The sequence below is a fragment of the Thermogladius sp. KZ2Tp1 genome (genome assembly GCF_051131135.1).
In the GTDB taxonomy this organism is placed as follows: Archaea; Thermoproteota; Thermoprotei_A; order Sulfolobales; family Desulfurococcaceae; genus Thermogladius.
The window spans coordinates 1,111,504-1,126,239 of sequence record NZ_CP151274.1 but is presented as its reverse complement, the minus strand read 5'-3'; the positions used below and the strand labels follow the sequence as shown (position 1 = coordinate 1,126,239).

Sequence of the window (14,736 nt, the reverse complement as noted above, 5' to 3'; positions counted from 1 at the left end):
TGGAGGGGTCGCGGTTTCTAATGGAGTATGCCAAGGACAACCTCAGCGACGACGAAGTCCTGGGCATGCTGCTGCCTTTCGTGAGAGCCTGGTTTACGCGGAAGTACGGCAAGATGACCCCGCCGCAGAGGATGGCCATACCGTACATTATGCGGGGACGGAATGTCCTGATATCCTCGCCCACGGGGACGGGTAAGACGCTCGCCGTCTTCCTCGGGATCATAAACAACCTGTACAAGGAGTACCTCGAGAAGGGGAGCCTCCCCGACGGCATTGTAGTCGTCTACGTCAGCCCTCTCAGGGCCCTGAACAACGACATGAGGAGGAACCTCTACGAGCCGGTCAAGGAGATCGTGGAAGAGGCGAAGAGGCAGGGAGTCGAACTCCCGGAGATCAAGGTCGCCGTGAGGACGAGCGACTCCAAGCAGAGCGAGAAGCAGAGGATGCTGAGAGACCCGCCTCACATCCTAATAACCACCCCCGAGAGCCTGGCGCTGTCCTTGAACGCGCCAAAGTTCAGCGAGAAACTGAGGAACGCTAGGGTCGTGGTGGTCGACGAGATACACGAGCTGGCCTCCAGTAAGCGCGGTAGCCACCTCAGCCTCAGTATAGAGAGGCTCGAGTATTTGACGGGCAGAGAGCTCCAGAGGATAGGGCTCAGCGCGACGATCGCCCCCTTAGAGGACGTCGCGTTGTTCCTCGTGGGCTACAGAGGCGGGGACGAGCCCCGCGACTGCGTGATCGTCGACGCGAGGTTCGCGAAGCCGGTCGACATAAGGGTGACCGCCCCCGTCAAGGACTTGATACACACGCCAGCCGAGACCGTGAACGAGGCTATATACAAGGCCCTGATCGGGATGATCAAGAGGCACAAGACAACGCTGGTGTTCACGAACACCAGGAGTGCCACGGAGAGAGTCGTGTACAAGCTCAGGAAGATCATGGAGAGCGAGAAGGTCGTAGACGTCGACGAGGTTGAGGCCCACCACAGCAGCCTCAGCAGGGACGTGAGGCTGGAGATCGAGGAGAAGCTGAAGAACGGGGCCCTGAAGTGCGTCGTGAGCTCTACTTCTCTGGAGCTGGGGATAGACATCGGCCACATAGACCTCGTGGTGCTCCTCAGCAGCCCGAAGAGCGTTACGAGGCTTTTACAGAGGGTCGGCCGTGCGGGGCACCACATACGGGAGGTGAGCAAGGGCAGGCTGATCGTGGTGGACAGGGACGACCTAGTCGAGTGCGCTGTCCTCGCTAAAGCGGCCATGGAGAGGAAGATCGACAAGATAAGGATACCCAGGAACCCGCTAGACGTCCTGGCCCAGCACGTAGTGGGGATGGCGCTCGAGAGGAAGTGGAGCCTCGGGGAGGCGTACGAGCTGGTCAGGAGGTCCTACAGCTTCCACGACCTACCCTACGAGGACTTCGTGAGCGTTGTGAAGTACCTCGCAGGCCAGCTCGGCGACTTCTACGAGTACAACAAGGTCTACTCGAAGATATGGCTCGACGAAGAGGAGGGGGTGTTCGGGAAGAAGAAGAGCACGAGGATGATCTACTACCTCAACTTGGGCGTGATACCCGACGAGAGCAAGGCCCACGTCTTCACTACTGAGGGCAAGTACGTGGGAGACCTCGAGGAGGCCTTCGTGGAGTACCTGGCGCCGGGAGACCTCTTCGTCTTGGGCGGCAGGGTCTACGAGTACCTCGGCAGCAAGGGGCTGAAGGTCCTGGTGAGGAGGGCGGACGGGGCTAGGCCGACCGTGCCCAGCTGGTTCAGCGAAATGCTCCCGCTAGCCTTCGACTCGGCCCTGCTCGTAGGGAGGTTCAGGCGGGAAGTAGCCGACAAGCTCGCGAGAGACGGCTTCGAGGAGGCGGTGAGGTTCGTCGCGAAGGAGTACAACCTAGACAAGGACGCCGCCAGGTCCGTCGTGGAGTACGTCTGGGAGCAGTACAGCTACACTGGGGGCCTCATACCGAGCGACAAGCTGATCTTGATCGAGGTCTTCGACGAGGAGGACAGGCGCAACGTGATAGTCCACAGCCTCTTCGGTAGGAGAGCCAACGACGCCCTGTCTAGGGCGTACGCGTACATCGTCTCTAGGGCTGTGGGAGCCAACGTCAAGATCACGGTAACCGACAACGGCTTCATGCTGACCCTCCCGGGCCACCCAGGCGCGGACTGGGTGGGGGTCTTCAAGTCGATAAACCCCGACGAGCTCTACGACATCCTGGTCAGAGTCTTGAGGAGAACCGAGCTGCTGAAGAGGAGGTTCAGGCACGTGGCTACGAGGTCGTTTATGCTCCTCAGGCGCTACAGGGACGTGGAGAGGAGCATCCAGAAGCTCCAGGTGAACGCCGAAGAGCTCCTCAAGGCCGTCGAGGAGATAGAGAACTTCCCCGTCCTGAAAGAGACGTACAGGGAGATCCTGGAGGACTACATGCACATAGACGAGGCCAGGAAGGTCCTAGAGTGGGTGAGGGAGGGGGAGGTAGAGGTCAGGCTCTTCGGTCCTGTAGACGTGCCCAGCCCCTTCGCCCACTCGATAGTAGTACACGGCTACAGCGACGTGGTGCTTATGGAGGACATAAGGAGGATGCTCGCGATACTCTACGACCAGGTAATGGAGAAGCTGAAGAAGCTGGGCGTACAGCTTCAAGTGGGCGGGGTAGAGGAGGTCTCCTGACCCCCCTCCTCTAGCGACAGCACCTCCCGCAGCCTCTCTTTGGGGACCCCGAAGACGTTCTCGGCTATGACGGCTATGTAGTCGTCGCTGGGAGTCGACTTGGGGAACCCCAGCCTTATCGCTAGTGCTCTTTTGAATGCCTCTTTAAAGGTCCTGTTCCTGATCTCGCCCTTCTTTATCCCCTCCGCTATCCTCAGCGCGATAAAGAACCTGACGTAGCTCTTGATCGTCTTCTCCTCCTCGCTCATAGTCTCGGAGACCGCCTTGAACACCTTCGCCACCTCCTCTTCGCTCATGAACCCCAGTACGAACTTCACGAGCGGGAGCCTCAGCATCCTGGCCACCGTGTTGCTGTCGACGACGTTTGCGGGGGAAACGCCCTTGAGTATGCTCTTCGCCTTCTCCTTGTCCCCGCTCATCAAGCTCGACAGGGCCTCTTCGAGCGCCTCCTCGATGTAGAAGATCTTCTTCAAGACCTCTGGGTAGTCCCTGTCGATGTTGAGCCCGTACTTGGCTATCACGTAGATGGTCGCCATCTCCTTGTCGTATATGTCGCTGGGGACGGACTTCCCCATTATCGGCTTCAAGCCGTGCCTCTCGTACTCCCTTCTCAGCATCTCGACCGCGTCCGCCCTCCCTATGTTCTCGATGTTGTGTATGAACTTGCTCAGCAAGTAGACGGCTAGCTTGACCCTCTCCCTGTGTGGGCTAGACTCCACTCGCGTCACCCCTCCACTCCAAGACCCTCTGGAGGACTCTCTTCAGCCCTATGTCCAGGCTCGCTGCACCAGAGTAGACTCTAACAGTGTTTTTCCTAATATTGATTACAACCTTAACAACTTTTTCCTCCCTAACGCGGAAGAACAAGTTTATCTTGGACGACTTGACCTCGACTCCCGCGAGCTCCGTGTGCCCGATTCTCCTCTTCAGGTATCTTATCCCCGCGTCGACCAGACTCTCCACAAGCTCCCTCGAGGGGGGCACGCGCGGCCACCTCTACCTCCATTCCTCTCTAAGCCTGACGAGCCCGAGCGTCTCGCACGCCTCGACGAGCCACCCTGCGTACAGGGACGACACGTAGTCGCAGGCCTGGTTCTCGGGCACTTCCACGCCCTTGCTGAGTTTCATCGCCTCGGAGGCCAGCCTACAGTCCAGCCTGGCAGCGAACTTCCTCTTCAACGCGTCGATCACCTCCAAAAGGCTCCTCCGTTCCTCGAAGAGCCGCATAGCGTACTCCATGTCCTCCCTCGTCAAGGTGTAGTCCTCGGGCTTAAGACCCCTCTCTCGCGCGAGCTCGACGTACCTGAGGAGCGTCTCGTAGTCGCCTACGACCCTCCCAGTGGCTAGTAAGGGCCTCTTTTCTTCACTCCCCTGCGACCGACTCAACTATCCTCTCTCTCGCCTTCTCCCTCAGTCTCGGGTCGTCTATCATGGTGATCAAGGTCTTAACCGAGCTTAATATGTCTTCGACCAGGACTTCGATGACCTTCTCTTTCTCGTAGGGGGCCAGTATGCTCAGAGCCCTGGAGATCACTTCGTCGTCGGGGTACGCCCGCCTGTAGACGTACTTCCGTACAGCGGTCGGGGAGACGCCCAGCTCGGAGGCCAGCTGCTTTATACTCCTAGATGACAGGAGGACGTCGATTATCTTCAGCCTCGCCTCTCTGCTGACCCAGTGGAAACTCATGGTTCTTCATCACAATAATAAACCCAGTTCTGGGTAACATAAATACCTTGAAGCTCTCGCCACGAGAGTGTGGGGTGTAGTGTTTGAGGAACAAGGCAGTGGTGTACGACGGCTCCTTGGCCTACGCCGAAATGCCGGCGGTAGTCCTGAATAGAGGCATGGTGCTAGTCAAGAACAGCATGGCCTACGTGGGCTTCCAGGACGAGGAGCTACTGGAGGGTCGCGAGCCCGTCATCCTCCCGAGGCTACTGGGCTCCGTTTGCGCCGGTCGGGTGATCGAGTCGCCCGAGCACCCCTACCTAACGGGGAAGTTCGTTGTCACAAACCCGCTCGTGGGCGGGTCGAGGAGCGTTCTCGACGTGGACGGCTGCCTCTCGACGTACTTTCAGGTCGACCCTAAGAGGGTCTACGGCACCTACCCTGCCGTGGAGCCGGTCAACCTGCTAGAGCCCTACGCGTCGCACGCCCTCGAGCTCGCGGGCGAGTCGGAGGGGAACACACTCGTCTTAGGCTGCAACGTCGTCGGGATCATGACTGCGATCGCCCTGAGGGACAAGGGGTTAGAACCGTACTTGCTGTGCGAGAAGTGCCTCGCCCAGGCTAAGAGGTTGGGTCTGAGGGCCTTCAGGAACGTCGGCGACCTGCCGCTAGACCTGGAGACGCTGGTGGTAGCAGAGGCCGCACCAGCGTTGTGGGACCTAGCCGACAGGAGCCCGCTGAGGAGGCTCGTGGTCTCGGGCTTCTCGGGCACGAGGAGCCTGCGCCTAGGCCTGTCGAGAGAGCTGGTGGTCGTCTACCTCGACACCGTAACCCCCGCGACCGGCGGGGAGGCGGGGAGGCTGGCCGAGAGGGCCTTGGGCCTGGTCAAAGTCTTCAACGTGAAGAGCGTCGAGGAGGCTGTAGGCCTCCTCCCGCCGAGGGGGCTCGGCACGATACTGAGGGTCTCCGGGCCTGGTGAAAAGAGCCAGGCTGGTGGCGAGCAGGGCGGGGCTGCGAGCCCTACTCGGTCTTGATTAAATCAGACAGCCTCCTCACACCCTCGTATATCTCGTCGAACGTTGGGTAGCTGAAGTTGATCCTCATCGTGTTGTGACCGGTGCCGTCCACGAAGAAGCTGGCGCCAGGTACGTAGGCGATCTTGTACTTGGCGATAGCGACCTCGAGGAGCTTGGTCGTGTTGAAGCCCTCCTTGTTGACCTTCACGAATATGAAGAGGCCGCCGATGGGCTTCGTGTAGTCCACGTAGTCCGGTAGGTAGTCCTCCATAGCCGAGATCATCGCGTCCCTCTTTGACTTGTAGTAGGGTGTGGCCACCTTCACCATCCTGTCTATCAGGCCCTTCTTCACAGCTTCAGCCACAATGAACTGCGTGAGGGTCGGGCTGTGGAGGTCCAGGTACTGCTTGACCAGCTCGAACTTCCTCGTGAGGTCGTCTATCGCGGCGATCCAGCCAATCCTCAGCCCTGGAGCCAACACCTTGCTCACAGTGCTCAAGTAGACGACCCTGCCGTACTTGTCGATGGACTTCAGGGGCGTCGTGTCTGCGCCGTCCTCGTATATTATGTAGCTATAGGGGTCGTCCTCGACCACCAACACGTCGTACTCCTCTGCCAACTCGATGATGTGCTTCTTCCTGTCGAGCGTGAGAGAGGTGCCTGCGGGGTTGTGGCCCACGGGTATGGTGTATATGAACTTCACCCTCTCACCGCTGTTCTTAAGCGACCTAAGCTTCTCCTCCAGCTTGTACGTGTCCATACCGTGCTCGTCCATCTCGACCCCCACCAGCCTGGCACCGGCTATCTTGAAAGCCCCTATTGCTGCGAGGTAGGACGGGTTCTCTGTTACGACGACGTCGCCGGGGTCTACCATGCCCCTGGCCACGATGTCCAGGGCCTGCTGGCTCCCTGTCGTTATGATGAGGTCCTCTGCGTCTGTCTGGATCCCCTTCGTCCTCCTCATGAAGTCCGAGAGTATCTCTCTCAGCTCGATCAGGCCCTTCGTCTCGCTGTACTGGAGGGCGTCGTCGCCGTACTTCAGTATGACCTCTCTCGCTATGTCGGCCAGCTCGCTTTTGGGAAAGAGCTTCGGGTCTGGTATACCCCCGGCGAAGCTTATCACGTCCTTCCTGTGCTTTATGATCGCAAGCAACTCCCTGATGTCCGAGGCTTTAATACCGACAGCCAGCCTACTATAAAACTTGTCGTAAGCGGGCATCACAGAGCCCGGTTAACAGATATCCTGACCATATATTAAAAGCTTTACGTCCCAAAGTGTGTATATATTACACTTATCCGTTTATACCTAGTTTTTAAAGACAGGTGGAGATCACTATATAGAGCCTCGGTGTTCGAGCTGGTCGAGTTAAACAGGGTGTTGAAAAACCCCCTCAGGGTCAACGCGAGAGTCGCGTACGTCTACCCCGGTAAGTACGAGGTCATGACGTCTAGTCTAGCCCACGACATCATATACACGTACGTCAACAGAAGAGAGGACGTCTACCTCGAGAGGTTCGCCGCGGACAGGGGGGAGACCGGGTACAGGAGTATAGAGACGGGTAGCCCGCTGAGGGACTTCGACGCGGTGTTAACCACGCTACACTACGAGCTGGACGTCGTCGATCTCGTCGAGGTCTTGGAGTCCTCGGGCTTGCCAGCGAGGCGGGAGGATAGAGAGATACCCGTGATCGCGGGCGGGCCCGTCGTCATGGCCAACCCAGCGCCGTACACGAGGGTAGTCGACGCGTTCGTGGTAGGCGAGGCCGAGGCCACGATCGACAGGGTGGTCGACGCTATCTCCGCTAGGGCAGGCGAGAGGAAGAAGGCCGTCCTCGAGGAGCTGTCTCAGCTCGACTACGTCTACGTCCCAGGGTTCAACGAGGGGGCGGTGCGGAAATACGCGCCCAGCCTAGACGACGTCGAGTACCCTGTGCGGCAGGTCTTCGACCCCGACAGGCAGCCGGCCTTCGGCCTCGGGTTCAAGCTCGAGCTCTCCCGGGGCTGCTTGTTCCACTGCTCTTTCTGCATGGAGTCCAGGCTCTTCCAGCCCTTCAGGCACAGGTCTCTCCAGAAGACTGTCGAGCTCGCCGATAAGGGGCTCGAGTACAACCGGCTCGAGAGAGTGGTGTTGTACGCTCTCTCGTTCCCTGTCACGAGAGAGGACGTGAAAGTTCTGGAGTACCTGGCCGGGAGGGGTGTGAGGGCTGTCCTACCCTCCCTCAGGCTCGAGAAGCTCGGCGACGAGGTGCTGGAGCTGATAAGGCAGGTGGGGCAGAGGGAGCTCACCCTAGCCCCGGAGTCCTTCAGCGTCTTCGCCCAGAGAGTCCTGATGAAGTACCCCGGGCTCGTGGAGCTGGCCAAACACAAGGTCGGGTCGGTCGTCAGAGCCGGTTTCGACGTGAAGCTCTATTTGATATACGGGGTTAAGGGGACGGGGGCCGAGGACGTGCTCGAGACTGTGAGGATCGCCAGGGAGCTCGCGAGCATGGCAAAGGAGCGGGGTAGGAGGCTCGTCTTGTCCTTTAACCCGCTAATACCCAAGGCCAGGACGCCCTTCGCCTACATCGGTATGATGGGCTTGGACAGGCTCTCGAGGCTAGAGAAGTTGGTAGACAGGGAGCTGAGGGGGTTCGCCAGAGTGAGGGAGTTCAACGTGAAGACCTCGTTCGTCCAGGCGTCCCTCTCGCTGGGCGGCGAGCAGATCGCCGACTTAGTGCTGGAGTGGTCGCTGAGAGGCGGGGGTTACGCTAACTGGGTGAAGTTGGCGAGAGAGAAGGGTGTAGACCTGCGCTACGTCTACAACGGGCTCGACCCCGATTCAGAGCCGCCTTGGTCCAATATAGTGGTGGACGGGCTTGAGGAGAAGGTGTTGAGGGCCCAGGTCGAGGCTATTAAACACCTCGTAGGGTCGGCGGGCGAAAAACAGTAGGGGCTCTAAAGTGCTACTTCACTACCGGCCTGTACGAGACCAGGTAGTATATGAGCCCCGACTCCCCGTCCTCGTTTACCCTCCTCAGTACAGGCTCGAGTAGCATACCCGTCTTCAGCTCGCTCACGTCTACGTCTGTTATCCTAGTCAACAGTCTCGCCTTCGACTCCGTGGTCTCCACGATGCCTACCACGACCGGCTTCTTGTCCTCGAACCCCTCGGCGGCGCTGTAGATCACCGTGTAGGTCAGCAGGACTGCCCTCTCGTTCAGTAGCTCCACCTCCTCCACTCTAGTGGACCCGCAGAGCCGGCACCTGTCGTTGTAGGGGTAGACTACGCGGCCGCAGTCCAGGCACTTCGCGGCCTTCAGCCTGTAGTAGGTCTGCCTTTCACGCCAATACCTGGGTATAGAGAACCTCATGCCGGTCACCCTATCCGCTTGATCAGGCTCCTCGACCTGGCGTAGAAAGCGTAGTCGACGACCTTCTTCCTGGAGAGGTAGTCTACGACCCTAGGGGCCTTGTCCCTCTTCTCCAACACCCTGTCCGTCACCACTATACTGTACGCGTCGCTCCCAGCCCCGCTGCCGAAGGGGGCGAGCAGTATCCTAGAGCCCGGTCTAGCCTCGTCGAGCACCTTGGAGAGGCCTATGAGAGCAGAGGAGTTGTAGCTGTTCCCTATCAACGGCGTTACGAGGCCCGGTTTGACCTTCTCGACGGGGATGTCTAGCATTCTGGCCACCTGCACGGGGAACTTTCCGTTGGGCTGGTGGAAGATCGCGTAGTCGAAGTCGCTGGGTCTGAGCCCGGTCTTCTCCATCAAGCCCTTGACAGCTCCCACGATGTGGTGGAAGTACGCGGGCTCCCCAGTGAAGGCCTCTCCGTGCAGCGGGTACGGGACGTGGGCCCTCCTCCAGAAGTCGGGCGTGTCCGTCACGTAGGTGTAGCTGGCCTCGAACACCGCGGCCGCCTCGCTACTGGGACCTATAACCAGCGCCGTGGCGGCTGAGGAGGCCGTGTACTCCAGGACGTCGCCGGGGTTTGCCTGGGCGGTGTCCGAGCCGACAACTAGTGCGTACTTTATGAGGCCGGACGCCACCGACGCGATGCTTATCCTGATCGCCTCGCTCGCCGCCCTGCACGCGAACTCCAGGTCCGTCGCCATGGTGGAGGGTGTTACACCCAGGGCCTCGGCTATGACGGTGGCAGAGGGCTTGACAGCGTAGGGCTTGCTCTCGGTCCCGAACCACACGGCCCCTATCTCCTTAGGGTTGACACCCGCCCTCTTGAGGGCGTTTAGAGCCGCCTCCCAGCCCATTGTAATGGCGTCCTCGTCGTAGCCTGCGACGCTCTTCTCGGCCACGTCTAGTTCTCTCGGCTGCTCCGGGTTGAAGCCCCAGACCCTGGTTATCTCGCTGAGGGGCATACGGTACCTCGGTATGTAGCTACCCCAGCCGACGATCCCTGTCAGGTCCTCGGGCTTCATATACGCTACCTCTTAGCGTAGAGCCAGCAGGCGACGTAGTGGCCCGGCTCGACCTCGACCATCGGGGGCTCCTGTTTGTCGCAGACGCCCCTCAGCTCCTGGTGCTCGTCTAGGGCTACGCACCTCGGGTGGAACCTGCAGCCCGGCGGTATGTTGACCGCGCTGGGTACCTCGCCCTTTATAGGTACCTCCCTTATCTTCAGCCTGTTAGAGGGGTCGGGTTCTGGGACGGCTGATATTAGGGCCCTGGTGTAGGGGTGGAGTGGGTTCCTGATCACCTTCTCCGTCTCGCCCATCTCCACTATCTTGCCCAGGTACATTATGGCGATCTTGTTCGCGATGTACCTAGCTATAGCCAGGTCGTGAGTGATGAACAGGTAGGTCAGGTTTAGCTTCTGCTTCAGCTCCAGCAGTAGCTCTATGATCTCTGCTCTGATGGACACGTCCAGCATGGAGACCGGCTCGTCGGCGACGATGAACCTCGGGTTCAGTATGAGCGCCCTGGCTATGACCACCCTCTGCCTCTGCCCGCCGGACAGCATGTGGGGGTACCTGTTCATGAAGTCCTCTGGCGGCGTGAGCTTGACCAGCTCCAGTGCCCTGTGGATCATGTCGTACCTGTCCGACCTAGTGAAGCCGAATTTGTGTATTATCAGCGGCTCCTCTAGGATCTCGAATATCGTCAACCTCGGGTTCAGGCTGCCGTAGGGGTCCTGCCATATCATCTGTATCTCCTTGCGTAGCGGGCGCTGGTACTTCCTGGGCACCTTCGAGAGGTCGATGTGCCCGTACTCGGTTATGTACTCGGGCTTGTAGCCCAGCTTCGTGAAGGAGTCTATCAAGTCCTGGGAGGGCTTGTAGCCTATCTGTCCACCCGTCACCTCGTAGAGCATGAGCACGGACTTACCCGTGGTGGTCTTGCCGCAGCCGCTCTCCCCTACCAGCGCGAAGACGTCTCCCTGCTTGACCTCGAAGCTGACGCCGTCTACGGCCCTAACGTAGAGCGGGGGCCTCCTAGCGAGGGCGTCGGTTATCCCTCTTCTGACGGGGAACCAGACCCTCAGGTCCTTCACGAACAGGATGGTGCTGGAGTCTATGTTCATGAAGCCAGGCGTGCTCACGGGGACTCACCTCTTCGCGTAGAGCCAGCAGGCGACGTAGTGGCCGGGCTCGACCTCGACCATCGGGGGCTCCTCCCTCGAGCACGGCTCGAACACGTACTTGCACCTGGGGTGGAACCTGCATCCGGGCGGCGGCTGTATTAGATCAGGCGGGACGCCGGGTATAAACTCTAGCTTCTTCAGCTCTTTCCTGAGGCTGGGTATGCTGTTGATCAGGGCCCTGGTGTAGGGGTGGAGAGGGTTGTTGAAGACCCTGTCCGCGTTCCCTATCTCGACTATCTTGCCGGCGTACATTATAGCTACCTTGTCCGCTATCTCCGCGATCAAGCTCATGTCGTGCGTGATGAGGATTATCGACATCTTCAGCTCTCTCTGAAGCCTCTTCAGCAGGTTCATTATCTGCGCCTGCACGACGACGTCTAGAGCCGTGGTCGGCTCGTCGGCGATCACGAGTGGGGGTCTGAGAGCTAGAGCCATGGCTATCACGACCCTCTGCTTCATGCCGCCGCTCAGCTCGTGCGGGTAGCTCCTCACCCTTCTAGGGTCGAGACCCACCATCTTGAGGAGCTCGGCCGCCTCTTGGAGGGCCTCCCTCTTCGTGAGGCTCCTGTGTAGCATTAGGACCTCGGCGATCTGGTCTCCTACCGTGTAGACTGGGTTGAGCGCGTTCATGGCGCCCTGGAAGATCATCGATATGCCCTTCCACCTAACCTTGACCCTGAACTCCTCCTCCGGCATCTTCAGGATGTCCGTGCCCATGAAGGATATCCTACCGCCGACGATCCTGCCGGGCGGGGGAACGAGCCTTATTACTGAGTAGGCGAGAGTGCTCTTACCGCAGCCGGACTCCCCCGCTACACCGAGTACTTCGCCTTTGTTGAGTTTGAACCCCACGTTGTCGACGGCCTTGACTATACCCTTCGAAGTGTAGAAATAGGTCTTGAGCCCCTCGACCTCTAGTAGCACTTCACTCAACTCAAACTACACCCGCTCCGCGCTAATGTATATGGATACAGAGCGTATATTTTAAAACGTTTTTATCTTAGACTGCTCGCAACCAAAGGTAAGGCCCCCCCGTATTGTATCCGGGGTCTCACTACCTCCTCACACGGGCGTATCGACGTGTGTAGCATACGTTGTGAAACGGTCTTAAGCTTCGCGCCCCCTAGATTAGAGCTTGGTGCCAAGGCTTGAAGAGGGAGTTGCTCGACAAGTTGATACCCGAGTGGGCTAGAGACCTGTACTCGAAGAGGATGTTCTCAGTCCGCGACCTGTTCAAGAGCGACAAGGCGATCATAGGCATGGTCCACCTGCTCCCACTACCTGGTGCGCCCGGATACAAGGGTTGGAGCATCGACGTGGTCGAGGAGCACGCGGTGAGGGAGGCGAGGATCTACGAGGAGAACGGCGTTGACGGCGTGATAGTCGAGAACATGTGGGACCTCCCCTACTACAGCGGCGCCTCCCGCATACCGCCCGAGGAGATGACCGCCCACGCCGTGGTGGCTAGGCATGTGGTGAAGAACGTGTCGATACCCGTCGGGATAACCGTTATCCACAACGGGGGGAGGGTAGCACTCGCGATAGCGAAGGCCTCTGGAGCCAGGTTTATAAGGGTCTGCCTCTACACGGGGGCGGCTGTCTGGGACACCGGGGAGTTCGACCACGGGGTGGCAGCAGACCTCGTGAGGCTGAGGAAGGCCCTCTACGCGGAGGACATCAAGTTCTTCGTAGACGTGGTCAAGAAGCACAGCGTGGTGTTCCCCGGCATCGACATCGTGACGCACACGAAGTGGGCCGACTTCTACCTAGCCGACGCAGTTATCGTGACGGGGAGGATGACGGGCGAGGAGCCCTCGGTGGAGGACGTTAAGCTCGTCAAGTCGATCGTCGGCGACACGCCCGTGCTCGTAGGCAGCGGGCTCACCCCGGAGAACGCCGAGAAGCTGCTCAAGTACGCGGACGGGGCAATCGTGGGCACGTACTTCAAGGTCCACGGACTGACCCAGAACCCTGTCGACCCTGAGAGGGTGAAGCGACTCATGAGCGTCGTCAACAGAATTAGGGGTAAGGCTTGAGCGAGAAGCGCGTCTTCGTCTACGGCGACCTCAACCTCGACGTGATATACTTCCTCGACACGGACGAACTGGTGTTCAGGGACGTCTCGTACGTAGCGAGGAGGGGGCTTTACGCCCCCGGAGGAGTGGCGGGCAACCTCGCCGTGGCTGCGAGGAGGCTGGGCTCCAGGACGAGCGTGATAGCAAAGGTCGGGGAGGACGTGGTGGGGGTGGTGCTGGTCAAAGACTTGGAGACCGAGGGGGTAGGGGTAAGGTACGTGGCCGCCACTCGCGAGGAGCCCACGGGCGTTATGAGCATATTGGTCAAGCCGGGGGGAGGCAGGGTCATAGTCGGGTACAGGGGCGCCAACAGGCTGAACACTCCGAGTAGCGAGGTGATAGAGAGCGCTGTGTCGAGCGCTGACGCCGTCTTCGCCTACGGGTTCGCGGCCCGCAACGTGGACAGGGGGGAGTCGCTCGTGGGGCTCCTCACCAGGGCTAGCAGGGAGTCCGTTGTAACAGGGCTAGACCTGAGCGGCTTCAACAAGGGGGACAGGAGCCTCTTGCTCAAGCTCAAGAAGAGCGTCACCTACGCGTTCATCAACCTAGACGAGCTCGAGGAGCTCGTCGGCTCGGCCTCCGTGTCGGCTGCCGAGGCGCTGTACAAGAGCCTCGAACCAGAGGTCCTCTTCCTCAAAATGGGGGAGAGAGGCTCGCTGGCGATAGCCGGGGACAGGAAGGTGTCCGTGAAGGCGTTCAACGTAATGGCCGTCGACACTACTGGCTCTGGAGACGCGTTCAACGCGGGGGTGCTCTACTCGGTGCTCGAGGGGTTCGACCTAGACAAGGCCCTGCTATACGGTAACGCGATGGGGGCTTACAAGGCGCTGGGCGTGGGGGCGAGGCACTTACCGAGGTCCCTGAGGGAGCTCGAGGAGTTCATCGAGGCGGTAGGCAGGCTCAGCGGGCAACACGCGCTCTGATCACGAGGAAGCTAGCGCCTGGTGCTAGGCCTAAAACGGGCGTCTCGAGAACCTCGGGCGACCCTGGCGGGCTGCGGAGGGTGGAGACCAGCAGCTCCGTCTCGAACCCGGAGAGCTCGAGCATCCCGGTTAACTCGCTCAGCGAGTAGAACCTGGCGTGCGAGTAGAACTTGTGCCCTCTCTCCTTGAGCCGGCTGTAGAAAGTGCCCCACGGACTGTCGCTGGGTATGAACCCCACCACCAGCCTGCCCTCGGGCTTCAGTATTCTCCTGGCCTCTCTCAGCGCCTTCAAGGGCTCGTCGAGGAAGCATATGGTTATGATCACGAAGACCCCTCCAAAGCTCCCGTCTGGGAACGGCGTGGACTCCGCGAGGCCTCTGACCACCCTTACCCCGCGTCGGGAGGCGAGCTCCAGCAACCTCTCGGAGGGGTCTAGGCCGACGTCCACACCCAGCGGTGCCGCGAACCTCCCGCTACCGACACCGATCTCCACCCAGGGCCTAGGGACGCCCCGCGAGGCTAGCTCGACAGCCCACAGCTCGGACCTGTATATGTTGGGGTGTTCATCGTACCACTTGTCGTACTCGAGCCAGAACTTCTCGAAGGGGCCGACGACCATGGCGCCCACTACTCGAGTACGTCGTGCCGCACTACTGCCCGCCCACGTTTATTCGACAAAACTCCGTCACGGGTGGAACACGTGTGGGTGAATACGTCCCCGACCTACTCATCCACAGGCCTAAGCCTGAGTTGTAGGTCCGGTAATAATATTGTCTCAAGAGCACTTATATATATGTCAGG

The 14,736-nt window shown here is 59.7% G+C and carries 15 protein-coding genes; 5 read left to right on the top strand and 10 right to left on the bottom strand.

Annotated features, from left to right (window positions below; all coding sequences use genetic code 11):
• Positions 1–20: 20 nt before the first annotated feature.
• A complete protein-coding gene (locus tag WLZ34_RS06250; RefSeq protein WP_434731179.1) occupies positions 21–2,678 on the top strand; it encodes an ATP-dependent helicase in 2,658 nt (885 codons plus the stop codon).
• On the opposite strand, the gene WLZ34_RS06245 is transcribed toward WLZ34_RS06250, so the two are convergent.
• From WLZ34_RS06245 to WLZ34_RS06230, 4 genes are read right to left on the bottom strand one after another with little or no spacing between them, the layout of a single operon-like run.
• Entirely contained in the window at positions 2,648–3,397 is a 750-nt protein-coding gene (locus tag WLZ34_RS06245; RefSeq protein WP_434731178.1) for a DUF2192 domain-containing protein, read from the bottom strand. The genes WLZ34_RS06250 and WLZ34_RS06245 overlap by 31 nt on opposite strands.
• Positions 3,387–3,662, bottom strand: coding sequence for a hypothetical protein (locus WLZ34_RS06240; RefSeq protein WP_434731177.1), 276 nt, complete (start codon positions 3,660–3,662; stop codon positions 3,387–3,389). Before WLZ34_RS06240 ends, WLZ34_RS06245 begins: the two co-directional genes overlap by 11 nt.
• A 12-nt stretch (positions 3,663–3,674) precedes the next feature.
• A complete protein-coding gene (locus WLZ34_RS06235; RefSeq protein WP_434731176.1) occupies positions 3,675–4,064 on the bottom strand; it encodes a hypothetical protein in 390 nt (129 codons plus the stop codon).
• The gene (locus WLZ34_RS06230) at positions 4,042–4,365 is read right to left on the bottom strand and encodes a DNA-binding protein (protein ID WP_428727101.1); all 324 of its coding nucleotides are present in this window, start codon (positions 4,363–4,365) and stop codon (positions 4,042–4,044) included. The genes WLZ34_RS06235 and WLZ34_RS06230 overlap by 23 nt, the downstream gene beginning before the upstream one ends.
• Before the next feature lie 83 nt (positions 4,366–4,448).
• Here WLZ34_RS06230 and WLZ34_RS06225 point away from each other — a divergent pair, with 83 nt between their 5' ends.
• Entirely contained in the window at positions 4,449–5,378 is a 930-nt protein-coding gene (locus WLZ34_RS06225) for a hypothetical protein (protein ID WP_434731175.1), read from the top strand.
• On the opposite strand, the gene WLZ34_RS06220 is transcribed toward WLZ34_RS06225, so the two are convergent.
• Positions 5,365–6,579 (bottom strand): PLP-dependent aminotransferase family protein, encoded by a 1,215-nt coding sequence (locus tag WLZ34_RS06220; protein ID WP_434731174.1) that lies wholly within the window; start codon positions 6,577–6,579, stop codon positions 5,365–5,367. The two genes, WLZ34_RS06225 and WLZ34_RS06220, sit on opposite strands and share 14 nt — an antisense overlap.
• 129 nt (positions 6,580–6,708) lie before the next feature.
• Here WLZ34_RS06220 and WLZ34_RS06215 point away from each other — a divergent pair, with 129 nt between their 5' ends.
• Positions 6,709–8,289: a B12-binding domain-containing radical SAM protein gene (locus WLZ34_RS06215; protein ID WP_434731173.1), complete on the top strand. Its 1,581-nt coding sequence runs from the start codon at positions 6,709–6,711 to the stop codon at positions 8,287–8,289.
• A gap of 13 nt (positions 8,290–8,302) precedes the next feature.
• Here the strand turns inward: WLZ34_RS06215 and WLZ34_RS06210 are convergent, their stop codons facing one another.
• From WLZ34_RS06210 to WLZ34_RS06195, 4 genes are read right to left on the bottom strand one after another with little or no spacing between them, the layout of a single operon-like run.
• Entirely contained in the window at positions 8,303–8,710 is a 408-nt protein-coding gene (locus tag WLZ34_RS06210; protein WP_428727104.1) for a Zn-ribbon domain-containing OB-fold protein, read from the bottom strand.
• A gap of 5 nt (positions 8,711–8,715) precedes the next feature.
• Complete coding sequence (locus WLZ34_RS06205) at positions 8,716–9,774, bottom strand: hydroxymethylglutaryl-CoA synthase (RefSeq protein ID WP_434731172.1); 1,059 nt, start codon at positions 9,772–9,774, stop codon at positions 8,716–8,718.
• Between the two features lie 5 nt (positions 9,775–9,779).
• On the bottom strand, positions 9,780–10,877 hold the full coding sequence (locus WLZ34_RS06200; RefSeq protein WP_434731958.1) for an ABC transporter ATP-binding protein: 1,098 nt from the start codon (positions 10,875–10,877) through the stop codon (positions 9,780–9,782).
• Between the two features lie 24 nt (positions 10,878–10,901).
• Positions 10,902–11,870: an ABC transporter ATP-binding protein gene (locus WLZ34_RS06195; RefSeq protein WP_428727106.1), complete on the bottom strand. Its 969-nt coding sequence runs from the start codon at positions 11,868–11,870 to the stop codon at positions 10,902–10,904.
• A gap of 215 nt (positions 11,871–12,085) precedes the next feature.
• On the opposite strand from WLZ34_RS06195, the gene WLZ34_RS06190 reads away from it, so the two are divergent.
• Together WLZ34_RS06190 and WLZ34_RS06185 are read left to right on the top strand one after the other, a co-directional pair.
• Entirely contained in the window at positions 12,086–12,973 is an 888-nt protein-coding gene (locus WLZ34_RS06190) for a BtpA/SgcQ family protein (RefSeq protein ID WP_434731171.1), read from the top strand.
• The gene (locus tag WLZ34_RS06185) at positions 12,970–13,935 is read left to right on the top strand and encodes a carbohydrate kinase family protein (RefSeq protein ID WP_434731170.1); all 966 of its coding nucleotides are present in this window, start codon (positions 12,970–12,972) and stop codon (positions 13,933–13,935) included. The genes WLZ34_RS06190 and WLZ34_RS06185 overlap by 4 nt, the downstream gene beginning before the upstream one ends.
• On the opposite strand, the gene WLZ34_RS06180 is transcribed toward WLZ34_RS06185, so the two are convergent.
• A complete protein-coding gene (locus WLZ34_RS06180; RefSeq protein WP_434731169.1) occupies positions 13,913–14,554 on the bottom strand; it encodes a class I SAM-dependent methyltransferase in 642 nt (213 codons plus the stop codon). The two genes, WLZ34_RS06185 and WLZ34_RS06180, sit on opposite strands and share 23 nt — an antisense overlap.
• Between the last annotated feature and the right edge of the window lie 182 nt (positions 14,555–14,736).